Raw genomic sequence first — 24,413 nt, 5'->3', positions numbered from 1 at the left:
GAAAGTTCATGCCCGCCTGGGCCAACCGCTTTGCGCACCATCATTGCGGTGTTGCACCACCCCAATGACACTTGAGGCCGGAGCATCTTAACCGATGCTCCGGCCTCACAATGTATAAGGCCCGCCAATTGGGCAGCCCGGTCAGCATGTCGGTTGCCGCCACCGCCTCCAAACGCTGATGAAGCTTTTAAAGATGGGAAACCATCGCCAGCCCCAGGATGACGAAGGGCGTGCCGGTGATGAAAGTGATCAGGCTGTCGGAATACAGGCTCGGTTCGCGGTCAAGCACGACGCGAACGATCACCGCATTGACGGCGATAACCATCAGCACGAGGGCGACGACTTTCACCAGCCAATCGCGCGGCCCCTTCGGCGCGATGATGGCAACCAACTTATCCAAAGAGCGCCACTTTTGAAAACTGAACCCTGGCCCGAACGCGAACAGATTCGACGAAAAATCTCTAACCATCGAATTATAAACACGAACTTTGATGGCGACGATCAGCGCGCGCTTTTTTTATGGCATTCCATAGCGCTCTCGTGGTCGCGTGGCTGAGATCCTTAACCGCCGCCCGCGGCCTCGCCCCCCACTCGACGCGATCGGCGACCACCCCCATATCAACACCAGCTTTGGCAGCAGATGGTGACATGGTTCATGCCCGACGCAGTCTCCCCAATTCCGTCGCAGGCACCAACTCCGCCCCGAAGCCAGACGCCGCGCTTTCGCGCGCCGGCGCCGGTTCCCCACGCCGAGCCGCTGGGCTTTTTCGGTTTCATCCGCACGGCGACGCGCAATCCGATCGAGATCTGGGGAACCCGGGCCTTCAAGGAGCCCTATGTGCGCGGCCGGTGGTTGGGCGTGCCGAATATCGTCGTCAACGATCCGGCCGGCATTCGCTACTGCCTGGTCGAAAACGCCAAGAATTACGGGATGCAGCCATTGCGCCAGCGCATCCTGCGGCCGCTCTTGCGCGACGGGCTGCTGACCGCCGAGGGCGAGTTGTGGCGCCGCACCCGCAAGGCGATCGCGCCAGTCTTCACGCCCCGCCACATCGCCGGTTTCACCGAGCAGATGCGGGTGCGCTCGGACCGTTTCGCCGAAACCTTGATGGCCCGTGAAGGCACGGTGGTCGACGCTTCGCATGAGATGACGCTGCTCACCTTCGATATCCTGCAGGAAACCCTGTTTTCCGGCGACATCGCCTCCGAGCCGAATAGCTTCGCCCGGTCGACGCGCGACTTTCTCGGCTCGATGGGGCGGGTCGATCCGCTCGATCTGCTGAACGCCCCGGCTTTCCTGCCGCGCGTGCGTCGGCTGAAGGGACGCAAGTCAATGGCGTTTTTCCGCTCCCTGATCGCCGAAACGATCGCCAAGCGCCGGGCGGCCATCGCGCGCAACCCGGACGGCACGCCGAACGATCTTCTCACCCTGCTGATCAAGGCCGACGGGCTGACCAGCGAGGAGATTGAGGACAACATCATCACCTTTATCGGCGCCGGCCACGAGACCACGGCGCGATCGCTGGCCTGGACACTCTATCTCCTGAGCCAGGCAGCGGACGAGCGGGCGTTGGTGGAACAGGAACTCGACGAGGTTTTGCCGACCCTGACCCATCCCAGCCAGTGGGCGGACAAGCTCGTCCATACCAAGGCGGCCTTCGAGGAAGCGATGCGACTCTATCCGCCAGCGCCCTCGCTCAATCGCACGGCATTGAAGGCCGACCGCTTTGGCGCCATCGAGATCGAAGCCGGCGCCACGCTTTTGGTCATGCCGTGGCTGATCCACCGCCACGAAATGCTCTGGGACCGGCCGGACCATTTCATGCCGAGCCGCTTCCTGCCCGGCAATCGCGAGTCCATCGACCGATATCAGTATCTGCCCTTCGGCGTCGGCCCAAGAGTCTGTATCGGTGCAAGCTTCGCCATTCAGGAAGGCGTCATCGCGCTGGCCCTGCTCTTGCGCGCGCTGCGATTCGATTTCGTCGGACATCGAGCACCTGAGGTTGTCCAGCGTATCACCATCCAACCCGATGGCGGCCTGCCGATGCGGGTCTCGCGCCGCAAGTGACTATGCGTCATACTTTGGAGCAGTGAGGGCGAAGGAGCGCACTGGGCCGATCGTCATTTGCGGCCGCGCGGTTTTTGTCCTATATGAACGGATACGGTCTTGTTTTGGCGTGCGACTTCTCGTCTCTCGTGGATGAGAAGCTCGGGCGTTAGATGCTTTGGCATACCGGGCATCCGTCATCCTGATCAAGCTCAGGCATGCGGAGCTTCTCCGAGAGTTGCGTGTCCAATCGCGGTGCCCCCCCGACGAAAGCGGTCGGCATAGTCGCGATGCTTCTGCAGCCGGTGCGCTCGATCCGCCAGCAATGGCAAGACGTCGACGCTCCTTCGCATGAGGCGGAGCGAGCCGAGGCAAGGGGCGGCAGAATGGCCGTCAGGCAAGGTATTTCGGCCGGATTTTCGTCCGCCGCACGCTTTTGCCGAAATGAACCGGGCGCGGTCAAGCTTGCGATGCCGATCGGCCTTCGCTGCCGCGCCTCGAACTTTAGCCGGAGTGTGTTGGCGGCTTGCCGCCCGCTCCCGACCAAGGAAGAAGAGGGAGTCGCTTTGAAAGTCGACGTTCGAGACAACAATGTGGATCAGGCCCTTCGCGCACTGAAGAAGAAGCTGCAGCGGGAAGGCGTTTTTCGTGAAATGAAGGCCCGCCGCGCCTACGAAAAGCCCTCCGAGCGTCGCGCTCGCGAGAAGCAGCAGGCGATCCGCAGGTCGCGCAAGCTCGCCCGCAAGCAGGCGCAGCGCGAAGGTCTCCTGCCCGGCCCGAAGCGCCGTACCGCCAGCCGCTAAGTCTCCAGTCCGCTGGAACCTTTCAGTCGGTTCGGCCATTTGCCTTTGATACGAGGCGGGACGGCCGCATTCGATTGGCATTTGTCGGGTGAAGCGACACGACGCTTCAGCCCGATCGTCAGGCGCCCCGTCATGCCATGCGATCCCATCGATCGCATGGCATGACGGGGTTTGCTTTTTGCGCCACCCGGTCGGCCATCGCCTCGCCCCTTAACCCTTGGCGGAGCGACCGATGATTCCAACCTGGCTGCATGTCCTTGCGATCATCTCTCTTCTGGTCGGCGCGCTGTCGGCTCTGATCATCGCCGTCGACATCAAGCGTCACCCCCAGCCGATGGCCGTGATGAATGCCGTCTGGCCGATCAGTGGACTTTATGCCGGCCCGCTCGCGCTGTGGGGATATGGGCGGTTTGGACGCGCCGCCCCGTACGGCACGTCCCATGAAAAGCACCCGCGTTTGGAGCAGCCTCACGCCGGCATGGCGCAGCATTCCTCGCATGACGGCGCGGCGGAAACGCCGCATTTCGCCATTGTCGGCAAGGGCGCGGCCCATTGCGGCGCCGGCTGCACCCTTGGCGACATCCTTGCCGAATGGCTGGTCTTCTTCGTCCCCGCGATCGCCGTCTGGTTCGGCTGGCACAGCCTGTTCGACGAAAAAATCTTCGCCGTCTGGATTCTCGATTTTATCGTCGCCTTCGGATTCGGCATCGCCTTCCAGTATCACGCCATCAAACCGATGAGCGATCTGTCGCCGAGCCAGGTTCTGATCGCCGCGATCAAAGCCGATACGCTCTCACTGACCGCCTGGCAGGTCGGCATGTACGGCTTCATGGCGATCGCCCATTTCGGCCTCTTTGCCGGCCTGCTCGGCGCCGCGCTCGACGTCAACAGCGCCGAGTTCTGGTTCATGATGCAGATCGCCATGGTCTGCGGCTTTATGACCGCCTATCCGGTCAATGCGTGGCTGATCCGCAAAGGCATCAAGGAAGCGATGTGACCTGCCTCACAATTTTAGGCAGATCTTGCCGAAATGAGCGCCGGATTCCTCCAAGCGAAATGCGTCGGCAATTTCGGCGAGGACAAAGCTCTGATCGATGACCGGCCTGATGCCGGTCACCTCAAGCGCACGGATGAAGTCCTGCTGATGCCGCCGGCTGCCGACGATCAGCCCTTGCAGGCGCTGCTGCTTGGCCATCAGGGCGGCCGTCGGCACCTCGCCGGCTCGGCCGGTCAAGACGCCGATCAGCGCGATGTGACCGGCGATACGGCAGGCGGTGATCGATTGGCCGATGGTGCCCGGCCCGCCGACCTCGACGACGAGATCGGTGCCGCGCCCACCGGTCAGCTCGCGTACCCGATCGCCCCAATTTGGAGTGGTCTTGTAGTTGATCACCGCGTCGGCGCCGAGCGCCGTCAGCCGTTCGAGCTTGGCATCGGAGGACGACGTCGAAATCACCCGCGCGCCCATCGCCTTGGCGATCTGCAGAGCAAAGATCGACACGCCGCCGGTGCCGAGCGTCAGAACGGTGTCGCCGGCTTTCAGGCCACCATCGACCACGAGCGCCCGCCAGGCGGTAAGGCCTGCTGTCGTCAGCGTCGCCGCTTCCGCGTGGCTGTAGCCCTTGGGTGCATGCGTAAACCAGCTCGCGGGCCGCACCACGACTTGCCGCGCATAGCCGTCGACTCCATCGCCGGGCGTCGTCTTGAAGTCCGCAACGGCCGCTTCGCCGGCGAGCCACTGCGGAAAGAAACCGGAGACGACGGCGTCCCCGACTGAAAATTCGCTCACGCCCTCGCCGACAGCTTCGACCGCGCCGGCGCCATCGGACATCGGGATGCGGCCGTCCTCCGTCGGAATCCAGCCGGAGACGACGGCATAATCGTGATAGTTGAGCGAACTGGCCCGGACCCGCACACGGATTTCGCCGGGCCCCGGGTCACCAGGATCCGTCATATCGACCAAAGCGAGGCGGTCGAGCCCGCCCGGCTGAGACAGTTGAATGGCCTTCATCGTCGTGTCGATCTCCCGTCGTCTCTAGCGCCGTGCATCCGACAGGACGCACGCAGGGCGCGAGATCTTGTCGATCCGACCCATCGTGCTTTGCCGAAAATCAATTCCGATTTTCGGGCCGATGCCGTTGCGCCTGCTGCGGTCGCAGCGCGGCCGTCAGAACGCAGGTAGCAAGCGATGACGATTGGCAAGAGAACGCAGCGTCGACGACATGACGACGAAAACCCGCGCGCCGGCGTCGGCGCGCGGGTTGACACGCAATCAGCACGATCCCGCGACGGCGTCGCCGCGGGATCGCAGGTCTTACGAGTGGTAGGCGACTTCGCCGTGATAGGTGAGGTCGAGGCCTTCGCGCTCTTCCTCGACGCTCGGGCGAAGCCCCGTGACCGCCTTGGTGATCGTGTAGAAAATCAGCGAGCCAAGACCACACCAGACGATGGTGATCACCACGCCTTCGATCTGAACGAAGAGCTGACCCGCCATCGTCTGACCGTCGGCATAGCCGACACCGCCGAAGGACTTCGAGGCGAGCACGCCGGTCAGGATGGCGCCGATGATACCGCCGATGCCGTGGACACCGAAGACGTCGAGGCTGTCGTCGTACTTGATCGCGTTCTTCACCACCGAAACGAACAAGTAGCAGACCGGCGAGACGATCAGGCCGAGGACGATCGCACCGATCGGACCAACGAAGCCGCAGGCAGGGGTGATGGCGACGAGACCGGCCACCATGCCCGACGCCGCACCGAGCATCGAAGCCTTGCCGCGGGCGATGCCCTCAACCGCGGACCAGGAGAGTATCGCCGCTGCCGTGGCAATGAAGGTGTTGATCATCGCCAAGCCCGCCGTGCCGTTGGCCGCCAGCGCCGAACCGGCATTGAAGCCGAACCAGCCAACCCACAGGATTGAAGCACCAACCATGGTCAGCGTCATCGAATGCGGCGCCATGATGTCCTTGCCGAGGCCGGTGCGCTTGCCGACGAAGAAGCAGCCGATCAGGCCGGCAATACCGGCATTGATGTGGACGACCGTGCCGCCGGCAAAGTCCATCGCGCCCTGCTTGAACAAGTAGCCGTTGGAATCCCAGACCATATGCGCGATCGGGAAGTAGACGAAGGTCACCCAGAGCGCGACGAACAAAAGAACGCCGGTGAATTTCACGCGCTCAGCAAAGGCGCCGACGATCAGCGCCGGGGTGATAACGGCGAAGGTCATCTGGAAGACGACGAAGACATATTCGGGGATCGAACCGGACACCGAATCCAGGTCGACGCCAGCAAGGAACACCTTGCCCATGCCGCCCCACCAGGGCGAGGTGCCGCCGCCGAAGGCGAAGGAATAGCCCCACAGAACCCAGATCACCATCACCAGCGCGGTGATCAAGGTGCACTGCATCAGCACCGACAGCATGTTCTTGGCGCGGACGAGACCGCCATAGAACAGCGCCAATCCCGGCATCGTCATGAACAGGACGAGCAGGGAGGACGTCATCATCCAGGCGGTATCGCCCTTATCGATGGCTGGCGTTGCGGCTGCCGTGGCGTCCTGCGCGAAGGCGGGGTGGCAGGCGAGCGCGAGTGCGCTGAACCCGAGGCCCGCACCCGCGAGCTTTCGAGCGTTGAAGACTGATCTCATCATCGTGCTTGAACTTTCGATCGTTGACCGACCCTTGATGGCTGGCGCCTTTGAAACTCCGGGCCCACCCCCTGATAATCAAAACCCGTGCCAACTCGCCCGGAAGGGGAAATTTCGTCAATTCCGGCGCAATTTCGACATAAAGCCGAGAGGATGCCGTTTATTATTTGCACAGATGCCTGATTTTTAGTCACTCGATGCCGATGGCATGCGTGGGATTTCAGCAGCCCCTGTCGCAGCGGCGGAGAGCCGTCATGTTCCCCACGCCCAGACCTGTTCCGAATCATTTCCGTCGTAACGCGCCGTGACGTGGATCTGGCCAATTGATCCACGCCGCTCGCGGGTTGAGCCCCCCTTCGCCAGAGACTGTCCCGGTCTGGTTGGAGAGCAGGGTTTTAAGGAGACGACGCGCTTTCCCCGCGCCGCCGGGCCCGAAAGTCTTTGCCGCGTCAAACAGACCGCCGCACTCAGTCCGTCTTTTTTCCGCGGCCAGGACGACGAACCATCAGACCGGCCCCGATCTGATCCAACGCAAAATGACTGCTTCTTCGACGTTTGCCGACGCGGCGAGCACAAAGACGACCCAAACCGATGGCTCGACGTCTTGCACCGATCCGTCGATCCCGTCACAACGGTTAGCAAGCGACGACACGAGATCGGCTGAAGCGGCAATCATGAGCGAAACCGAAGGCACCGAGACGAACGCCAGCGCGAGCGGCGGCAAGGCCGAGCCCTATCGCGTACTGGCGCGCAAATACCGGCCGCTCTCTTTCGACGATCTCATCGGCCAGGAGCCGATGGTGCGCACCCTCACCAATGCGTTCGAGACCGGCCGCATCGCCCAGGCCTGGATGCTGACTGGCGTGCGCGGCGTCGGCAAGACCACCACCGCCCGCATTCTGGCCCGGGCGCTGAACTACGAAACCGATACGATCCACGAGCCGACGATCCACATGCCGGAACCCGGCGTCCATTGTCAGGCGATCATGGAGGGCCGGCATGTCGACGTCGTCGAGATGGACGCCGCCTCCCACACCGGCATCGACGACGTGCGCGAGATCATCGCCCAGGTGCGCTATCGCCCGGTCTCGGCGCGCTACAAGGTCTACATTATCGACGAAGTTCACATGCTCTCGAACCAGGCTTTCAACGGCCTGCTCAAGACTCTCGAGGAGCCGCCGGAGCACGTCAAATTCGTCTTTGCCACCACCGAGATCCGCAAGGTGCCGATCACGGTCCTGTCGCGCTGTCAGCGCTTTGATCTTCGGCGGGTCGAATCGGCGACGCTGATCGCCCATCTGCAAAAGATCGCCGATCAGGAGCATGTCGCGATCGAGGAGGATGCGCTCCGGCTCGTCGCCCGCGCCGCCGAGGGTTCGGTGCGCGATTCGCTGTCCTTGATGGACCAAGCGATTGCCCATGGCGCGGGCACTGTCACCGCCCTCGCCGTGCGCGAAATGCTGGGGCTCGCCGACCGGGTGCGGATCATCGACCTGTTCGAAACGCTGATGGCCGGCGACGCAGCCGGGGCACTGACGGAGCTGCGGGAGCAATATGTCTCCGGCGCAGATCCGGCCATCGTCATCGCCGAGCTCGCCGATTTCACCCACCTTGTCACCACCCTGCGCTACGTGCCCGAATCCACCGAGGACGCGGCGATTTCGCCGGTCGAAGCCGAGCGCGGACTGGCCTTGTCGAAACAGCTCTCGATCCGCACCCTCGGTCAGGTCTGGCAGATGCTGCTCAAGGCGGCCGAGGAGTTGCGCCACACCACGACACCCCGCCAGGCTGCCGAAATGGCGCTGATCCGCATCGCCCATGCGGCGGATCTGCCCTCGCCGGACGACCTGTTGCGGATGATCCGCGATGGCGATGCCCTGCCCGACCAGGCCGCGTCCTCGGCGCCGCGTGGCGGCCATGCCGGCAACGATGGCCATGGCGGCGAAGCGGCTGGCCCAAGCGCTTCGGCGGCAGCGGGGGCAGCCAGTCCCACAACGCCCCGGCTCGTCGCCTCGGCCAGCGGCGGCGGCGGCGCGCGCATGGAGGCGCGTCCCCGTCCCCAGGTCATGCCGGCGGCCGCGGCCTCGGAGCCGATCATCGGCAGCATCGAAGCGCTGGTGAAGCTTGCCGAGGACAAGCGCGATTCGCTCATGCGAGTCTCGATCCGGCGCTATATCCGTCCGGTACGCTTCCAGCCCGGACGCATCGAAGTCGCGCTGACCGACGAAGCGCCGCCGACGCTGATCGGCGATCTGATGAAGCGCCTGCATCTGTGGACCGGCCAGCGCTGGGTGGTCTCCGTCGCCTCCTCGGGCGGCGCGCCGACCCTCGACGAACATGACGCGGCCAAGCGCGCTTCGCTGATCGACGACGCCGCCAACGATCCGGAGGTCGCGGCGATCCTTGCCGCCTTTCCGGGCGCCAAGATCACCAATGTGACGCTGCGCGGCGAGGTCGAGGACGCGGCTGAGACGACGATCGAGGCGCTGGAGGACGATTTCGTCAGCGATCCGGACGAGCTGCCGGACGAGGATTAGCGCCGAGCAGCGTGAGACCGAAGCGGCAAAAGCCGGCCCCCAGACCTCAAAGCCCGCGCTCAACCTTCCTATATCGCCTGAGATATGCCACCGCCCGGCGACATCCCCGCCACCCTTCGATCGAAACCGAGGAGCCCCGCGATGAAAGACCTGATGAACATGATGAAGCAGGCGAAAGCCATGCAGGAAAAGATGGCGGGCTTTCAGGAGGAGATGAAGACCGTCGAAGCGTCGGGCCAGTCTGGTGGCGGCCTCGTCACCGTCACCTTGCGCGGCACCGGCGAGATGGCGGGCCTGACCATCGATCCCTCGCTGATCAAGGATGACGAGAAGGATATTCTCGAAGACCTGATTGTTGCCGCCCACGCCGACGCCCACACCAAGCTGCAGCTGGCGATCCAGGAAAAGACCCAGGAAATGACCGCCGGCCTCAACCTTCCAGCCGGCATGAAGCTGCCGTTCTGACCGCGCATTGCACGACCGATCCATGGCTAAATCTGTCGCCGGCCCGGAAATCGAGAAGCTGATCCAGCTTCTCGCCAAACTTCCGGGCCTCGGCCCACGCTCCGCCCGCCGCGCGGCACTGCATCTCGTCAAGCGCCGCGAGCAGCTTTTGACGCCGCTGACCGCCGCGATGGCAGAAGCGCGCGACAAGATCGGCGTCTGCTCGGTCTGCGGCAATATCGACAGTCGCGATCCCTGCACGATCTGCACCGATCATTCCCGCGACCAGTCGACGGTCGTCGTGGTGGAGGACGTCGCCGATCTCTGGGCCCTGGAACGGGCCAAGGCCCTCAACGCCGCCTATCACGTGCTCGGCGGCGTGCTCTCGCCGCTCGAAGGCGTCGGGCCGGAGGATCTGACAATCCGTCAGCTGATCGACCGGGTTGAAGCCGGGGGCGTCAAAGAGCTGGTCATCGCGGTCAACGCCACCGTCGAGGGCCAGACCACCGCGCACTACATCATGGACCGGCTCGAAGGGTTCGACATCAAGGTCACCCGGCTCGCTCACGGCGTCCCGGTCGGCGGCGAGCTCGACTATCTCGACGAGGGCACACTGGCCGCCGCCATGCGCTCGCGCACCGCGCTGTGAATGGCGTGCTGCAGGACGGCCAAGCCATCCCGCCACCGATTCGCCGCAGCGGCACTGCGCCGAAGACCTGCCGCCCGCCCCTTTGCCCGAGCGGCACCATCGCGATCGCGGCAGCCTGTCACGCCGCCGTCATGAAGAGCCAATTTCGACGAAATCGACCACCATCGGCCGCTGGCAGAAAAGCTTGGCCGGTCAGACGGAAAATCACTTGATCTCCGCTCGGGTCTTTAATATGAAGCCGCTCACACGAGACGGGCCACCCAGTTCCGTTTCAGCCGCCCGTCGGCATGTGGGGCCATAGCTCAGCTGGGAGAGCGCTACAATGGCATTGTAGAGGTCAGCGGTTCGATCCCGCTTGGCTCCACCAAATTTCCCAAAATGATGATTTGAAGCAGCCTCACACAGGGATGCGAGATCTGATCGGGTCGGCGCTGAGTCACATCGGCGTTGCGGGCCGAGGCTCCTTCGAGCCGTCACGCCAGCCCGGTCGTCCCGCTTCACCTCAACCGGCATCTTCTGTCCGCAGATTGGCGATCACCCGGTCGAGGACATCGAGCGCCGTCGCCGTTTCCTTGGATGTCAGGCCGGCGGTGAGCATGGCGTCATGCCGGCGGCTTTCGAGCAAGAGCTCGTCGACGATCCTCTCGCCCTTTTTCGTCAGCCAGATCCCGTTGATCCGGCGATCCGCCGCCGATAGCCGACGTTCGATCAAACCTTCGTCGGTCAGCGTGTCGAGGATCGCGACCAGGCTGGATCGACGCAGCGCCACCGCATCCGCCAGCCGGCTCTGCGGCTCGCCGGGATGATTGCGGATGATCGCCAGGAGACCGAGATAGCGCGGTGCGCGGCCGCGATCGGCGAGCTTTTCCTCAAAGGCCCGAAAGGCAAGGATCTGTGCCAAGCGTAACTTGTAGGCAACTGTCCGCTCGGCCTCACCCGCGTCGAGCTGTGCGCGCGCCGGGTTGCCGCCAGTCTGCCTGTCCTCCCGATCGTTGCCGCGTGCCATCATTCCGTCTCAGCCATCCGTCTCGTCTGCGGTCCTCGTGCTGCCGGCTTCGCGTCTCGGACAATTCGCAATTGTTCGCTTCCGAAGAGTTTGGGAATGTCAGCCGTCATCGGTGATTTCGCCAAATCAAGACGTAAAGCTGAATGTCATCCAACGCAAACAATGCAACGATCTTTGAGAGGGCTCCTTGGTAATTGCGGGATCGCTCTCGCATCGGCTGCAGGAACGTCAGGGCCTGCCGCAGAGCTCACTCGATGCCATTCCGCTACGGTGGGTCGTTGCGATCCTCAGGGGCATGCTGCCCGTCGTGCGGACCGATGTCCTACGGCTGATCATCTCCTGACCGCCGTCCCGATCATTGACCTGTCCAGGCCGCACACGATGCGGTGCCAGGCGTCAGCCGCGCCGCTTGCCGGCGTAGTCGAGCACGATCGCGGCGGCCGCCTCGCCGGGCGACTCTTCGACCGCCATCTGGCGTCGGATCTCGTCCATCCCCACGAGCTGCGCGCGGCGTTCTGGGGTGTCGGTCAACAGCCGGGCCATGCGGCGGGCAAGATGCTCCGGCCGGACGAATTCGTGAAAATGCTCCGGCACCAGCGGATGACCGACGATGAAGTTCGGCAACGCCGCCGTCCAGGCGGTGACGAGGTGGCGAAACCGATAGGCGACCGGATCCAGCCGGTAGGCGAGCGCCATCGGCACGCCGGCCAGCGCCAGTTCGAGCGATACCGTGCCGGATGCGGCAAGGGCGGCATCGGCCTCGGCAAAGGCCTGCCATTTCGCCGCGGTGCCGGTGACGATTGCGGGCTTGACCGGCCAGGACGCGATGGAGGCCTCGATCCGCTCCAGGTGCCGGGGAAGCGTCGGCAGAGCCGCCGAGACGCCCGGCAAAAGAGCGTCGAGACGCGCAAGCGTTGCGCCGAAATCGGCGATCAATCGATCGATCTCACCCCGCCTGGAGCCCGGCAGAATGACGAGACGCGGCGGCGTCTTCGGCGCTCTGTCTGCGAGCGGCCGCACATCGCCGAGAAGGGCCGCGAGCCCCGTCTCCTTCATGAGCGGATGGCCGACATAGCTGGCGAGCGGCCCGCCGAGGCGCTGAAGGATCGCCGGCTCAAACGGCAAGGCGCAGATCGCGTGGTCAATATAGGGCCGCATCTTCGTCGCCCGGTCCTCGCGCCAAGCCCAGACCGTCGGTGGAATGTAATTGAGGATCGCGATCTCGGGCCGCGTGGCGCGCACCCGCTTGGCAACGCGGTGGGAAAAGGTCGGGCTGTCAATGATCACCAGCGCATCGGGGCGCGCCGCGATGATCGCTTCGGCGGTCTGGCGGACCCGCCGCATCAGCTGCGGCAGCCGCGCGAGAATCGCCGAGATCCCCATGATCGACAGTTCCTCGATGTCGAAAAGGCTGTCGAGCCCTTCCGCCTGCATCGCCTCGCCAGCCAGGCCGAACAGTTCGACATCGCTGCCGCGGCGCGCCTTCAGGGCACGGATGAGATCGGCGCCGATCGCATCACCCGAAGGCTCACCGACGACGAAGGCGATCCTCATCGGCGCTCCTCCAAACCGAGCGGTCCCGCGTCCATCGTCGGTGCCGCGCCTTGATCCGCGGCGAGGCCGACAACGGCGATCCACGCCTCGCGTGCCGCCGCGACGAGCGCGTCATAATCGATGACAAGGCTCTTACCGGCGCTGACGCCGATCGCGCTGACGCCCGCGGCTTCGGCCTCGACGATGGTCGACACGCCTATACTCGGCAGATCGAAGCGCTCGTCCTGCTGCGGCTTGATCGCTTTGACCAGCACCAGCCGCTCGGCCCGGCCGATCCGGCCCCGGCGCTTCAGATCGGCGACCCGCTGCAGCATCTCCCGCGTTCCCTCCGCCGCTTCGAGCGCGATCACCCGCTCCTGCGAGGCGACAACCGCCTGACCGACATCGAGGCTGCCGAGCTGCGCGGCCGCTGTCGCCGCGATAACGAGGGCCGCCCGCTCCTGCGGACCCGGCTCGCGTCCAGAGATCACGCCGGACGGCGCCAAGAGTTGCGGCGCGACATCCTGCACCGCCAGAGGCTCCAACCCTTCGGCCCGCAGAAACGCCGCGACATTGCGCAGGAGGCGATCATCGCCGCCACGCACGACCCGAAGCGCCGTCGGCAAAATGGCAAGCGTTGCGAAGCTGGGAAGGATCGCGCGAAAATCCGGGCGCCGACTGACAGTGCCGCAGGTGACCACCCGAGCGACCCCGCGCCGTCTCAAGAAGCGGATCGCGTCGCCGGTCTTGCCCCAGGGATAGTAAGCGCCGTCGAAAGCTGACCAGTCGTCGTCGATCGCATCGGCGATCCGCACGACGATCGGATGAAAACCGCGGGCGCGCGCCGCCTCGGCGACGATCCTCGGCATCTGGCCGCCGCCCGCGATGACACCGAGCGGCTCGCCGGGAACGCGCGGCTCCATCGGGCTCAGGAAAGCTGGGAGTGACGCGGGAAGCACAGCGCCCGGTCGCCGCCGGCGCGAATGAAACCGAGCAGATCCTGCACCAGCGGATCGTCGGGAAATTCGCTCTGCACCTCGTCGATGTTCTCCTTGAAGGTCAGATCGTCGGAGAACAGCATGCGATAGGCCCGCCGCACGTTGCGGATCGCCTCGCGATTGAAGCCGGCGCGTTTCATGCCGATGATGTTGAGGCCAGAGAGATAGGCGCGGTTGCCGAGCACCATGCCGAAGGGGATAATGTCGCCCTCGACCGCCGCCAGCCCGCCGACATAGGCATGATGGCCGATGCGCGTGAATTGATGGATGCCGGAACCACCGGCGATGGTGGCATATTCGCCGACCGTACAGTGGCCGGCGAGCATAACGTTGTTGATCAGCGTGACATTGCGCTCGATCAGGCAATCATGGGCGACATGGGCACCGGTGAAAAAAGCGCAGTTGTCGCCGACGGTGGTTTCGGAGCGACCCTGGACGGTGCCCGGATTCATCGTCACATGTTCGCGGATCAGACAGTTGGCGCCGATCACCAAGCGGGTGTCTTCACCCCGGTATTTCAAATGCTGCGGCGCATGGCCGAGCGAGGCAAAGGGCCAGATCTGCGCGCCGTCGCCGATCACCGTGTTGCCCCAGATGGCGACATGGGAGCGCAGGCGGCTGCCGGCGCCGAGACGCACCTGCGATCCGATGTGGCAGAACGGCCCGATCTCGCAGCCACGGCCGATCTCGGCTCCGTCTTCGATCACCGCCGAGGGATGAATTTTGCTTTGCGTCATCACTACTCAGGGTCGCGTGGCACGAGCATGGCGCTCACCGTCGCCTCGGCGACCTTTTGCTCGTCCACCTTGGCGACACAGTCGAACTTCCAGATGTTGGCCCGCCGCTTGGTCTGTCGCACGTGATATTCGAGGCGATCGCCCGGAATCACAGGCTTGCGAAACTTCGCGTTGTCGATGGTCATGAAATAGACCAGCGACGGCGCTTCGCCACCGCGCGACATCGCGCAGATGGCGCCGGCGGTCTGCGCCATGCCTTCGATGATCAAAACGCCCGGCATCACCGGAGCCGCCGGAAAATGACCGAGGAAATGCGGTTCGTTGGCGGTCACGTTCTTGATGCCGATGGCGCTCATGTCCCGGTCGATATCAACGATCCGATCGATGAGCAGGAATGGATAGCGATGGGGCAGAAGCTCCATGATCCTATTGATATCGGCGCTCTCGAGCGTCGTCGTCTCACTCATCGCTGTCATTCCTCGTTGTACGCCCTTTCTTGGCCAGTTCAGTCAAAAACCGCATTTCACGGAACCATTCGCGGACCGGTTTGGCTGGCATGCCACCCCAGCGTGCGCCGCGCGGAACATTTCCCGCAACGACGGAAACCGCCGCGATCTGTGCCCCGTCGCCAATCGTCACATGGCCGTTGATCCCTGTCTGACCGCCAATCATCACGCCGTCGCCAATGGTGGTGGATCCGGAAATCCCAACCTGCGAAACGATGACGGAATGGCGGCCAATCTCGACGTTGTGCCCGATTTGGACCTGATTGTCGATCTTGGTTCCTTCACCGATCACCGTGTCGCGCACCGCTCCGCGGTCGATCGTCGTGTTGGCACCGATTTCCACGTCGTCCTGGATAATGACCCGGCCAATCTGCACGACCTTGTCCATGCCGGCAGGGCCCGGCACATAGCCGAACCCATCCTGACCGATCTTGACGCCGGGGTGGAGGACCACGCGGTTGCCGAGCAGCGTATGGGCGAGTGAGACGTGCGCCCCGATCCGGCAATCACGACCGATGGCGCAGCCGGCGGCGATCACTGCGCCGGGGGAGATCACCGTGCCGGACCCGATCTGCACATTCGGTCCGATGACGGCGAAAGCCTCGATCGTCACCCCGGCCTCGATCCGCGCGCTCAGATCGACTTCAGCGCGCGGCGAAATGCCGGCCTGGCCAAGAATCGGCGTTGGTTTGAGAGCCGCCGGAAACAGCGCCCGTCCGGCCGCCGCAAAAGCGATCGAGACATTGCGGGCGATCAGATGCGGCAGACCGGCGGGCATGACCGCAAGATGCTTCTGCGCAACGAGCACGCAGCCAGCATTGGTGGCTTGAAGCTGCGTCTCGTAGCGGGGATTGTCGAAGAAGACGAGATCATCGGGGCCGGCCCGATCCAACGGCCCAAGGCCGGTGACACGAAGGTCGGGATCCGTCCCCTCGCCGAGTTCGGACCCGGTCAGCGCACACAATTCGCGCGCCGTCAGACCTGCACCTTTCGAAAAGAATGACGTGTCCGGCATGACGACTGCTGGCGGGGGAGCGGACTCCCCCGATCCTCAAACTGTCGCGTCAGAAACGCGAGGAAAACCCGAAGGAGAACTGCTGCGTGTCGTCGAACTTTTCCTTCTTGAGCGGGTAAGCGTAGTTTACCCGCAGCGGACCGAACGGCGATGCCCAAATCAAGCCGACACCGGCCGAGGCGCGGACCGCAAAGTCGGTGCCGACGACGCCCGGCTGACCGGCATATTCGCTATCCCAGAGCGAACCCGCATCGGCGAAGACCGCTCCGCGGAAGCCGAGGTCGCGATTGATGCCGGGCAGCGGGAAGGTCGCTTCGGCCGAGACATTGGCATAGTCCCTGCCGCCGATCGCCACGCCATACTGGCGCGGGCCGATCCCCCGCGAGTCGAAGCCGCGGACGATGTCCTCGCCCTTGAAGAAGTTGTCGAACACCCGCAGGCCGCCACTGCCGAGCGACATGACGTTGCCGGCGCCGCCCGAGAGCTGGCCGATAACGTCGTATTCCTCGCTGAGGAGATTGAAATAGGTCGCCTTGCCCGTGGTCTTGATGTAGCGGGCATCGCCACCGAGGCCGGCGAATTCCTGCCCGGCCTGCACCTTGAAGCCGTCGCGCGGATCCTGATTGTTGTCGAGCGTGTTGTAGGTCAGCGAGTAGGAGACCGACGAGGTCGAATACGGGCTGTTACAGATCGCCTGATTGATGATCGGCGAGTTGGTGAAGGACGGCGCTTTGATCGGGTTGCCGCCCTTGTCGTTGAGATTGTTCTGCGGATTGGGATCGCCACAGGTGCTCTTGATCGTCGTCGACGTGTCCGACGGATTGATGACCGTCAGACCGGTGCTGTCGCCGTAACTCTCGCGCTTGTAGTTGTAGGCCACCTGCGCGGTCAGGTGATCGGTGATCGGCGCCGCCAGCCGGACGTCGCCGCCCGTACGCGTCACGTCATAATCGTCGCCGGTCGTCTTGGTGTGGTAGACGTCAAAGCCCGCCGCGAGCCGCTGACCAAGGAAATAAGGCTCGGTGAAGGAGAGCTGGTAGCTCCGGCTGTTAGTGCCAAGACCGGCTGAGACTTTGATGAACTGGCCGCGACCGAGGAAGTTGCGCTCCTGGATGCCGACTTCGGCCACGGGACCGGAGGATTCGCTGCTGGTCGTGTAACCGCCGCCGACCGAGATCTCGCCCGTCGGCTTCTCGTTGACGTCGACGATAACGATGACCCGGTCGGGCTCGGAGCCCGGCGCCGTCGAGATCTTGACGGTGTTGAAGTACTTCAGATCTTCCAGACGCTGCTTGGCGCGCTGGATCAACACCTGATTGAAAGCGTCGCCCTCGGCGATGTCGAATTCGCGGCGGATGACGTAGTCGCGGGTCTTGGTGTTGCCGCGGATTTCGATGCGCTCGACATAGACCCGCGGACCCTGGTCGATCACGTAGTCGATGGCGATGGTGTGGTTGGCGAAGTCACGGTTGCCGCGCGGCGTCACCTGGGCGAAGGCGAAGCCCTTGTTGGCAAGCGCGTTGGTCAGGTTGACGAGGGTGTCCTCGACTTCCTTGGCGCTGTAGACCTCGCCTTCGGTCGTATCGAGATCGCTGTAAAGGCTCTGGGTGTCGACGCCTTCGATGGTGGAATCGATAGTGATCTTTCCGAAGGTGTAGCGCTCGCCCTCATCGACGGTGATCGTGATGTAGTAGGAGTTCTGCTTCGGATCGAGCTCCGCCACCGCCGACAGAATGCGGAAGTCGGCATAGCCGTGATTGTAGTAGAACTTGCGGAGCGTTTCTTCGTCCGCATCGAGCCGCTGCGGATCGTAGACGTCGTCACGCTGGATAAAGCTGAGCAGACCGCTCTCGCGCAGCGCGATCACGTGCTTCAGCCGGCTGTCGCCGAAGGCCTTGTTGCCGACGAAGCTGATCGAGGCGATCTTGGTGCGGTCGCCTTCCTGGATATTGAAGATGACGTTGACCTGGCCCTTGCCGATCTGCTGGATCTGCGGCGTCACTACGGCGTCGCTGCGGCCGATACTGGTATAGGCCTTCTTGATCGCGTCGACATCCGCATCGACGATCGACTTGGAATACGCTCCCCGCGGTGCCGTCTGAACGGCGTCCATCAGCTGCTTGTCCTTGAGCTTGGAATTGCCCTGGAAAAGAACCTGATTGACGACCTCGTTCTCGTCGACCTGAACCGTCAGCGTGCTGCCGGACTGGCTGACGCGCACGTTTGAGAACAGTCCCGTAGAATAAAGTCGACGCACCGCAGCGTCCTGATCGGCGGCGGTGACGTTCTGCCCGGGCTTGATCTGCATGAAGCCGCGGATCGTGTCGGCGTCGACCCGGCTGTTGCCCCGGACCACGATCCGACTGACCGTCGCAGCGCTCGCCGCAGTCACACTCGCCAGTTGAACGGTGAGAGCTGTGGTGGCCAGAACCGTGGAAGACAGCGCGATCGCGGTCGCTGCCCGCAGAATTTTCGTACCAGCCGTCATATTATCCAACACCTTGTCGTCTTCTTGCTGTTCAGCAGGACGCGCATTTCCTAGAGTTCGCCTTGTACCGCCTTTGGCGATCCATTCAAGCAAACTCGCCTAAGTGGATTGAGGAATCAGAAACGCCGTTGCAAGCCGGTCACGAACCATGCGGGCATGGTTAATGAATCATATCCCCATTTCCGCGCCCAAATGCCCCTACACTTGGCCGGAAATGTCGTTCCAGAAAGCGAATATCATCAGCAGCACCACGAGGGCCAGACCGATTCTGAAACCCACTTCCTGCACTCTTTCGCTCAGCGGTCGGCCGCGCACTGCCTCGAAGGCATAGAACAGCAAATGACCGCCATCGAGCATCGGAATCGGCAACAGATTGAGGATACCGATCGAGATCGACAGAAGCGCCGCGAGGTTCAAGAGCGCCCCGATGCCGATGGTCGAGACCTCGCTCGACACCTTGGCGATCCGAATCGGCCCGCCGATCTGATCGGCGTTCTGACGGCCGGTCAGCACCTGGCCGATGAAGCCGACGGTCTGGTGGGTGATGAACCAGGTTTGCGCCATGCCGAACTGCACCGCCTCGATCACGCTCGGCTGCTCGACCCGGAATCCCCCCCGGGCATTGTCGGCGCGCAGACCGACCAGCGGCATGGTGATGGTGTTGCCGAATTCGTCGGTGCGGGTCTCAAGCCGCGGAGTCACGGTCAGATCGACCAGCTTGCCCTCGCGCCGAACGACGAACTTGATCGGGTTCGCCCCGACCGAGGCGACATAGCGCTGCAAATCAGAAAAATATTCGATCGTTTCACCGCCGGCAGAGATCACCGTGTCGCCGGGCTCGAAGCCGGCTGCGGCTGCGGGTGAATTCGGCTCCACCGAGGCAACCACCGGATCGCCAACCACCCGTCCATTGACGAAGACGACAGCGGAAAAAATCACCACGGCAAGGACGAAGTTGGCGATCGGCCCGGCGGCGACGGTCGCCGCCCGACGCCCGACACTTGCGGACGGGAAGGCATGGCGGCGCTCTTCTTCGCTCATTCCGGCAACCGCGTCCCGATCGGGAATCGAGGCGCCATTCTCGTCGCCGAGAAATTTCACATAGCCGCCAAGGGGAATCGCGGACAGCTTCCAGCGGGTGCCGCTACGATCGGTAAAGCCGATCAGCTCAGGGCCGAATCCCACCGAGAAGGCGAGCGTATTGATGCCGCACAGACGGCCGATCAGAAAGTGCCCGAGTTCGTGAAAAAAAACGATGATCGTCAAGACGAAGAGGAACGGGACGATGTAGATCAGCCCGTGGCTCCACAGGCCGCCGATAATCGATCCGATTTCCATCAGCCGCCTCTCCTCATCCCGGCATCAACTCTGGTGCGGCGTCGCGGCGCCGACAGCTCGTCGCCGCCTTGCCTCGCCGTCACGACCGCGTTTCGTCACGTTGCATCAAATTGGAAAGAGCCGCCCGACCGATGACGCGATGCGCAGGGCGACGCATTTGCACCGACCTATAGCAGTGCGGGCCGGCCCCGCCAACCTCAGGCTCTCGTGCCCTCTCACGATCTCGTGGATTGAATTTGACATCTGAATCGCAATTGGGGTCGTCCGTCGAATGAAATGTCAAATTCGGAAAATCGACGAGGATCATGACCTTGGCTCGTGGTCTTTTCGATTCCGACATTGGCTGAGCAGCCTCAACAACACGGGGCCAAATGTCGGATCGGACCACTACAGGATCGGCCCGAAAATCGGAATCGATTTTCGGCAAAGCACGATGCGTCGATTCGAAGGCTTAGCCTGCGAAGAACGCGCCTGCCGGATGCTCGAAACCAGCGAGCAGCACGCCGACGAACCAAGCGACGCTGGTGGCGACAATCAAACCGTCGATCCGATCCATCAAGCCGCCATGTCCAGGAATGAGCCGGCCGGAGTCTTTCACGCCGAAGCGACGCTTGATCCAGGACTCGTAAAGATCGCCCGCCTGCCCTGCGGCCGACAGCACGATCGCCAAGATCACGATCGCGAGGCCGCCGGTGCCGCCAGCCCAACGGGCAAAAAGCCAACCGAACAGCACCGCGGCTGCCAGGCCGCCGAGCGCTCCCGACAGCGTCTTTTTCGGCGAGACCGCCGGCAACAATTTCGGACCGCCGAAGGTGCGGCCGGTGAAATAAGCGAAAATGTCGGTCGACCAGACAACGGCGACGAGAAAGCCGATCGTCAACAGGCCCGGCAGATCGGAGCCACGCAGGAGACCCGGCGGAAATGTCGCCGCTGCCGCATAGAGCAGCCCGCCGATCAGCCAATCGGCCTTGCGCTCGCCGCGATCGATGAAGACAAGAAAGCCGAGGCCCGCAACGAAGATCAGCAGCGCGGCCAACTCGAAACCAAAGGCGAACGCCAGCAGCGACAGATAGAAGACCCGGCGGCCGAAGGCGAAATGCGGCCGGATCCGCCGCGCCCGGGTGATCCGCGACCATTCGTCGAAGACGATGAATCCCGTCGCGCAACATAACAGCCGGAAGCCCCAACTGCCGGCAAACACTAGCAGACAGACGAAACTGCCGAGCACCACGGCCGAGACCAGCCGCGACCTCAGATCCCCCCAGCTTCCCTCTGCGAAGAACCGTCTGATCCCCAGCCCCATCGCGTCAGGACGCGATTTCCCGCGACAATCCTCCGAAACGGCGATCGCGGCTGGCATATTCGGCAAGGGCGGCCTCGAAGGCCTGGCGATCGAAGTCCGGCCACAGGCAGGGCAGAAAGACGAATTCCGAATAGGCGGCCTGCCAAAGCAGAAAGTTCGACAGCCGCAATTCGCCGCTCGTGCGGATGATGAGATCGGGATCGGGAATACCGGCCGTATCCATGTGCTCGCCGAGATATTCGGCGGTGAGCGCATCGAGACTGACCTCCCCGGCGGCAAACTTCTCGGCGATCCGACGCACCGCCCGAGCCACCTCGTCGCGCGCGCCGTAATTGAAGGCGATGACCAGGGTCTGGCGGGTGTTGTCCTTGGTGAGGGTCTCGGCCTCTTCGAGCAGGCCCCGAATATCCGGCGACAGATCATCCCGTGCGCCGATCACCCGGACCTGCACGCCCTCCTTATGAAGGTCGGCGAGATCCCGGCGGATGAAGTGCTTGAGCAGCCCCATCAGCTCCTCGACCTCGTCTTTCGGACGGCGCCAATTCTCCGAGGAAAAGGCAAAGAGCGTCAGATAGTCGATGCCGAGGTCACCCGCGGTGCGCACGGCGGCCCGAACCGCCTCGACACCCCGCTTATGACCCATACTGCGTGGCAAGCCGCGCGCTCGCGCCCAGCGTCCGTTGCCATCCATGATGATGGCCACATGTCGGGGATGCCGCAATGTCCTCGCCCTTCCCTGCGATTGGCCTGCCATCGTGAGGCGTCGGCGGTCGAAAATCTACACCTGCATGATTTCGCCTTCCTTTACGGAAAGCAATTTGTCGATTTCGGCAATGGTATCATCCGTCATTTTCTGAACCTTGTCAGACTGCTGACGGCTCTCGTCCTGACCGATGTCCCCGGCTTTTTCGCTCTTCTTCAGGCTATCCATCCCGTCGCGGCGAACGTGGCGGACGGCGACGCGCGCACTCTCGGCATACTGATGGGCGACCTTGACCAGCTCCTTACGACGCTCCTCGTTCAACTCCGGCAGCGGAATGCGCAACGTGGTGCCATCGGTCACCGGGTTGAGGCCGAGATTGCTCTCGCGGATCGCCCGCTCGACCTTCCCGACCATCTGCTTGTCCCAAACCGACACCGAAACCATGCGCGGCTCCGGCACCGAGATGTTGGCGACCTGGTTGATCGGCATCTGCGACCCGTAGGCCTCGACCGTGACCGGATCGAGCAGGCTGGCCGAAGCGCGTCCCGTTCGCAGGCCGGACAGATCGCCCTTGAGGCTCGTCACGGCGCCTTCCATGCGGCGCTTCAGTTCGTTGAGGTCAAGTTCGGCCATATCAAGATTTCCTCTTTCTGGAACGGGCAGGATCGGACCGCCAGGTCAGTCCGACACAACCGTCGCACGACCCGAGCCGGTGAGAATTCGCCCGAACTCTCCCTTCTGATGGATCGAGAACACGACGATCGGAATGTGATTTTCGCGAGCCAGCGCGACCGCAGCGATATCCATCACCGCCAGGCCCTTCTGCAGGACCTCGTCATGGCTGAGTTGGTCGAACCGCGTCGCGTCCGGGACCTTCTTCGGATCGGCCGAATAGATCCCGTCCACTTGCGTGCCCTTGAACAAGGCGGCCGCCCCCATTTCGGCAGCGCGGAGCGCACCGGCAGAATCGGTGGTGAAGAATGGATTGCCGGTACCGCCGGCAAAGATCACCACGCGCCCCGCCGCCTGATGGGCGAGCGCTGCGCGCTGGGTGAAGCTTTCGCAGATTTCCGGCATCGCGATCGCCGAAAGAACGATGGCGTCGACGCCCATCTTGGTCAGCGAGGTTCGCAGCGCCAGGGCGTTGATGGTCGTGCCAAGCATGCCCATGTGGTCGCCGGTCACCCGGTCGCCGCCTTTCGAAGCGACGGCGACGCCGCGAAAGACGTTGCCGCCGCCGATCACCACCGAAATCTCGACACCCAGCGCTCGCGCCTCGGCGATATCGGAAGCGATGCGGTCGACAACCGCGACGTCGATCCCAAACCCCTGTTCACCCATCAGCGCTTCACCGGAAACCTTCAGCAAGACGCGGCGATAGCGGATTTCAGGGGTCATCGGATGTCCTGTCCTGCTTGCGGCCAGCCCGGCTGTCGCCGACTTCGCCTTTTCGTTGTATTGCTCGCGCGTGGCGAGCAACCGTGTGGCGGCCTGATCGTCCCAGTGGCGAATAACCGCGTCGAACGCTGATCCTGCCAGCGGATACAATACGGGCGCCCGCTTGTGAAGCGAGCGCCCGTATTGATAATTCACCAAAAAGGCGAATCCGGATCGTCCTCACCCACGGTCGCGGTCAGGACAGGCGTTCTCGCGCGAACGCTTATTTCTTCCCGGCAGCCGCAGCCACCTCGGAGGCAAAATCGCTCTCCTCGCGCTCGATGCCTTCGCCAAGGGCGAAGCGTACGAAAGCGGTGATCTTTGCCGGCGCACCGAAGTCCTTCTCGGCCTCGGCCAGCGCCTTCTCGACGGTCAGATCCGGGTTGATGACGAAGGCCTGCTTGAGAAGGACGACCTCCTCATAGAACTTGCGCAGCCGGCCTTCGACCATCTTTTCGATGATGTTCTCCGGCTTGCCCGACGCGCGGGCCTGATCGGAAAAGATGGCCTTCTCGCGCTCGACCGTCGCCGGATCGATCTCTTCGGCGTTCAGCGCCAGCGGGTTGGTCGCGGCGACATGCATCGCCACCTGCCGACCGAAGGCGGCAAGCTTGTCCTTGTCGCCGGCCGACTCGATCGCCACCAGCACGCCGAGCTTGCCGAGACCCTCGACCACCTGATTGTGGATGTAGGTCGCAACGACGCCCTCGGAGACCGTCAGCATCGCCGAGCGGCGCAGCGACATGTTCTCGCCGATGGTCGCGACGGCATCGCGCACCGTGTCGTTCACCGACTTGTCGGAGCCCGGATAGGTCGCGGCCGAAACGGCCTCGACGTTGCCGTCGGTGGTCAAAGCGACAGCGGCGATGTCCTTGACGAGGGTCTGAAACGCCTCATTGCGGGCGACGAAGTCGGTCTCGGAGTTGACCTCGACGACGATAGCCTTGGCACCGTCGGCAGCCACGCCCACCAGACCTTCAGCGGCGGTGCGGCCGGACTTCTTGTCGGCCTTGGCGATGCCCTTCTTGCGCAGCCAGTCCACCGCCGCTTCCATGTCGCCGCTCGTCTCGGACAGAGCGGTCTTGCAGTCCATCATGCCTGCGCCGGTCTTCTCGCGCAGTTCCTTCACCATCGAAGCGGAAATTGCCATCTTCAGCCTTCCTCGGAAATGATTTGGCGCACCGGCTCTCTCAGAACGGGTGCGCCCGAATTGTGACGCGGTG

The 24,413-nt window shown here is 63.4% G+C and carries 22 protein-coding genes and 1 tRNA gene; 7 read left to right on the top strand and 16 right to left on the bottom strand.

Features of this window, described 5'->3' with window-relative positions; genetic code table 11:
* Positions 1-187: 187 nt before the first annotated feature.
* On the bottom strand, positions 188-400 hold the full coding sequence (locus J1C48_RS07290) for a hypothetical protein (protein ID WP_207257145.1): 213 nt from the start codon (positions 398-400) through the stop codon (positions 188-190).
* Positions 401-655: 255 nt separating this feature from the next.
* On the opposite strand from J1C48_RS07290, the gene J1C48_RS07285 reads away from it, so the two are divergent.
* The 3 genes from J1C48_RS07285 to J1C48_RS07275 all read left to right on the top strand — a co-directional run bounded on the left by J1C48_RS07285 (position 656) and on the right by J1C48_RS07275 (position 3,847).
* Positions 656-2,068: a cytochrome P450 gene (locus J1C48_RS07285; protein WP_207257144.1), complete on the top strand. Its 1,413-nt coding sequence runs from the start codon at positions 656-658 to the stop codon at positions 2,066-2,068.
* Positions 2,069-2,613: 545 nt separating this feature from the next.
* Positions 2,614-2,850, top strand: coding sequence for a 30S ribosomal protein S21 (gene rpsU, locus J1C48_RS07280; RefSeq protein WP_207257172.1), 237 nt, complete (start codon positions 2,614-2,616; stop codon positions 2,848-2,850).
* 232 nt (positions 2,851-3,082) lie between these two features.
* Positions 3,083-3,847, top strand: coding sequence for a DUF4396 domain-containing protein (locus tag J1C48_RS07275; protein ID WP_207257143.1), 765 nt, complete (start codon positions 3,083-3,085; stop codon positions 3,845-3,847).
* Positions 3,848-3,853: 6 nt separating this feature from the next.
* Here J1C48_RS07275 and J1C48_RS07270 read toward each other — a convergent pair whose 3' ends face one another.
* Positions 3,854-4,861 carry a zinc-dependent alcohol dehydrogenase family protein gene (locus J1C48_RS07270; RefSeq protein ID WP_207257142.1) on the bottom strand — a complete coding sequence of 336 codons (1,008 nt, stop codon included), beginning with the start codon at positions 4,859-4,861 and terminating at the stop codon, positions 3,854-3,856.
* 303 nt (positions 4,862-5,164) lie between these two features.
* A complete protein-coding gene (locus J1C48_RS07265; protein WP_207257171.1) occupies positions 5,165-6,496 on the bottom strand; it encodes an ammonium transporter in 1,332 nt (443 codons plus the stop codon).
* 674 nt (positions 6,497-7,170) lie between these two features.
* Here J1C48_RS07265 and J1C48_RS07260 point away from each other — a divergent pair.
* The 4 genes from J1C48_RS07260 (at position 7,171) to J1C48_RS07245 (ending at position 10,493) form a co-directional block, all read left to right on the top strand.
* Complete coding sequence (locus tag J1C48_RS07260; protein ID WP_207257141.1) at positions 7,171-9,033, top strand: DNA polymerase III subunit gamma/tau; 1,863 nt, start codon at positions 7,171-7,173, stop codon at positions 9,031-9,033.
* A 141-nt stretch (positions 9,034-9,174) separates the two neighbouring features.
* The gene (locus J1C48_RS07255; RefSeq protein ID WP_207257140.1) at positions 9,175-9,498 is read left to right on the top strand and encodes a YbaB/EbfC family nucleoid-associated protein; all 324 of its coding nucleotides are present in this window, start codon (positions 9,175-9,177) and stop codon (positions 9,496-9,498) included.
* 22 nt (positions 9,499-9,520) lie between these two features.
* A complete protein-coding gene (gene recR, locus J1C48_RS07250) occupies positions 9,521-10,126 on the top strand; it encodes a recombination mediator RecR (RefSeq protein WP_207257139.1) in 606 nt (201 codons plus the stop codon).
* A gap of 291 nt (positions 10,127-10,417) precedes the next feature.
* Positions 10,418-10,493 (top strand) — tRNA-Ala (locus tag J1C48_RS07245).
* A gap of 135 nt (positions 10,494-10,628) precedes the next feature.
* Here J1C48_RS07245 and J1C48_RS07240 read toward each other — a convergent pair.
* The 13 genes from J1C48_RS07240 to tsf form a co-directional block, all read right to left on the bottom strand.
* Positions 10,629-11,135 carry a MarR family winged helix-turn-helix transcriptional regulator gene (locus J1C48_RS07240; protein WP_207257138.1) on the bottom strand — a complete coding sequence of 169 codons (507 nt, stop codon included), beginning with the start codon at positions 11,133-11,135 and terminating at the stop codon, positions 10,629-10,631.
* Between the two features lie 393 nt (positions 11,136-11,528).
* The gene (gene lpxB, locus J1C48_RS07235) at positions 11,529-12,686 is read right to left on the bottom strand and encodes a lipid-A-disaccharide synthase (RefSeq protein WP_207257137.1); all 1,158 of its coding nucleotides are present in this window, start codon (positions 12,684-12,686) and stop codon (positions 11,529-11,531) included.
* Positions 12,683-13,588 (bottom strand): LpxI family protein, encoded by a 906-nt coding sequence (locus J1C48_RS07230; protein WP_207257136.1) that lies wholly within the window; start codon positions 13,586-13,588, stop codon positions 12,683-12,685. The genes lpxB and J1C48_RS07230 overlap by 4 nt, the downstream gene beginning before the upstream one ends.
* Before the next feature lie 5 nt (positions 13,589-13,593).
* Entirely contained in the window at positions 13,594-14,400 is an 807-nt protein-coding gene (lpxA, locus tag J1C48_RS07225) for an acyl-ACP--UDP-N-acetylglucosamine O-acyltransferase (protein ID WP_207257135.1), read from the bottom strand.
* 2 nt (positions 14,401-14,402) lie between these two features.
* Positions 14,403-14,867 carry a 3-hydroxyacyl-ACP dehydratase FabZ gene (gene fabZ, locus J1C48_RS07220; protein ID WP_207257134.1) on the bottom strand — a complete coding sequence of 155 codons (465 nt, stop codon included), beginning with the start codon at positions 14,865-14,867 and terminating at the stop codon, positions 14,403-14,405.
* Positions 14,860-15,921 carry a UDP-3-O-(3-hydroxymyristoyl)glucosamine N-acyltransferase gene (lpxD, locus tag J1C48_RS07215; RefSeq protein WP_207257133.1) on the bottom strand — a complete coding sequence of 354 codons (1,062 nt, stop codon included), beginning with the start codon at positions 15,919-15,921 and terminating at the stop codon, positions 14,860-14,862. The genes fabZ and lpxD overlap by 8 nt, the downstream gene beginning before the upstream one ends.
* 49 nt (positions 15,922-15,970) lie before the next feature.
* On the bottom strand, positions 15,971-18,409 hold the full coding sequence (gene bamA, locus J1C48_RS07210) for an outer membrane protein assembly factor BamA (protein WP_207257132.1): 2,439 nt from the start codon (positions 18,407-18,409) through the stop codon (positions 15,971-15,973).
* 198 nt (positions 18,410-18,607) lie between these two features.
* Complete coding sequence (gene rseP, locus J1C48_RS07205; protein WP_207257131.1) at positions 18,608-19,747, bottom strand: RIP metalloprotease RseP; 1,140 nt, start codon at positions 19,745-19,747, stop codon at positions 18,608-18,610.
* Positions 19,748-20,198: 451 nt separating this feature from the next.
* Entirely contained in the window at positions 20,199-21,050 is an 852-nt protein-coding gene (locus J1C48_RS07200) for a phosphatidate cytidylyltransferase (protein WP_207257130.1), read from the bottom strand.
* Positions 21,051-21,054: 4 nt separating this feature from the next.
* On the bottom strand, positions 21,055-21,804 hold the full coding sequence (locus J1C48_RS07195; RefSeq protein ID WP_207257129.1) for an isoprenyl transferase: 750 nt from the start codon (positions 21,802-21,804) through the stop codon (positions 21,055-21,057).
* Positions 21,805-21,828: 24 nt separating this feature from the next.
* Positions 21,829-22,386, bottom strand: a complete 558-nt coding sequence (frr, locus tag J1C48_RS07190; protein ID WP_207257128.1) for a ribosome recycling factor — start codon at positions 22,384-22,386, stop codon at positions 21,829-21,831.
* A 45-nt stretch (positions 22,387-22,431) separates the two neighbouring features.
* Positions 22,432-23,151 (bottom strand): UMP kinase, encoded by a 720-nt coding sequence (gene pyrH, locus J1C48_RS07185; protein ID WP_207257127.1) that lies wholly within the window; start codon positions 23,149-23,151, stop codon positions 22,432-22,434.
* A gap of 262 nt (positions 23,152-23,413) precedes the next feature.
* On the bottom strand, positions 23,414-24,340 hold the full coding sequence (gene tsf / locus J1C48_RS07180) for a translation elongation factor Ts (protein WP_207257126.1): 927 nt from the start codon (positions 24,338-24,340) through the stop codon (positions 23,414-23,416).
* Positions 24,341-24,413 lie beyond the last annotated feature (73 nt).

Source organism: Jiella flava (genome assembly GCF_017349315.1).
Taxonomy (GTDB): Bacteria; Pseudomonadota; Alphaproteobacteria; order Rhizobiales; family Rhizobiaceae; genus Jiella; species Jiella flava.
This window is presented reverse-complemented; position numbering and strand designations above follow the sequence as displayed.

Coding starts and splice junctions, on each gene's coding strand:
- J1C48_RS07285 (WP_207257144.1), top strand. CDS start 656: ATGCCCGACGCAGTCTCCCCAATTCCGTCGCAGGCACCAACTCCGCCC.
- J1C48_RS07275 (WP_207257143.1), top strand. CDS start 3,083: ATGATTCCAACCTGGCTGCATGTCCTTGCGATCATCTCTCTTCTGGTC.
- J1C48_RS07270 (WP_207257142.1), bottom strand. CDS start 4,861: ATGAAGGCCATTCAACTGTCTCAGCCGGGCGGGCTCGACCGCCTCGCT.
- J1C48_RS07265 (WP_207257171.1), bottom strand. CDS start 6,496: ATGAGATCAGTCTTCAACGCTCGAAAGCTCGCGGGTGCGGGCCTCGGG.
- J1C48_RS07260 (WP_207257141.1), top strand. CDS start 7,171: ATGAGCGAAACCGAAGGCACCGAGACGAACGCCAGCGCGAGCGGCGGC.
- J1C48_RS07255 (WP_207257140.1), top strand. CDS start 9,175: ATGAAAGACCTGATGAACATGATGAAGCAGGCGAAAGCCATGCAGGAA.
- recR (WP_207257139.1), top strand. CDS start 9,521: ATGGCTAAATCTGTCGCCGGCCCGGAAATCGAGAAGCTGATCCAGCTT.
- J1C48_RS07240 (WP_207257138.1), bottom strand. CDS start 11,135: ATGATGGCACGCGGCAACGATCGGGAGGACAGGCAGACTGGCGGCAAC.
- lpxB (WP_207257137.1), bottom strand. CDS start 12,686: ATGAGGATCGCCTTCGTCGTCGGTGAGCCTTCGGGTGATGCGATCGGC.
- J1C48_RS07230 (WP_207257136.1), bottom strand. CDS start 13,588: ATGGAGCCGCGCGTTCCCGGCGAGCCGCTCGGTGTCATCGCGGGCGGC.
- lpxA (WP_207257135.1), bottom strand. CDS start 14,400: ATGACGCAAAGCAAAATTCATCCCTCGGCGGTGATCGAAGACGGAGCC.
- fabZ (WP_207257134.1), bottom strand. CDS start 14,867: ATGAGTGAGACGACGACGCTCGAGAGCGCCGATATCAATAGGATCATG.
- lpxD (WP_207257133.1), bottom strand. CDS start 15,921: ATGCCGGACACGTCATTCTTTTCGAAAGGTGCAGGTCTGACGGCGCGC.
- bamA (WP_207257132.1), bottom strand. CDS start 18,409: ATGACGGCTGGTACGAAAATTCTGCGGGCAGCGACCGCGATCGCGCTG.
- rseP (WP_207257131.1), bottom strand. CDS start 19,747: ATGGAAATCGGATCGATTATCGGCGGCCTGTGGAGCCACGGGCTGATC.
- J1C48_RS07200 (WP_207257130.1), bottom strand. CDS start 21,050: ATGGGGCTGGGGATCAGACGGTTCTTCGCAGAGGGAAGCTGGGGGGAT.
- J1C48_RS07195 (WP_207257129.1), bottom strand. CDS start 21,804: ATGGCAGGCCAATCGCAGGGAAGGGCGAGGACATTGCGGCATCCCCGA.
- frr (WP_207257128.1), bottom strand. CDS start 22,386: ATGGCCGAACTTGACCTCAACGAACTGAAGCGCCGCATGGAAGGCGCC.
- pyrH (WP_207257127.1), bottom strand. CDS start 23,151: ATGACCCCTGAAATCCGCTATCGCCGCGTCTTGCTGAAGGTTTCCGGT.
- tsf (WP_207257126.1), bottom strand. CDS start 24,340: ATGGCAATTTCCGCTTCGATGGTGAAGGAACTGCGCGAGAAGACCGGC.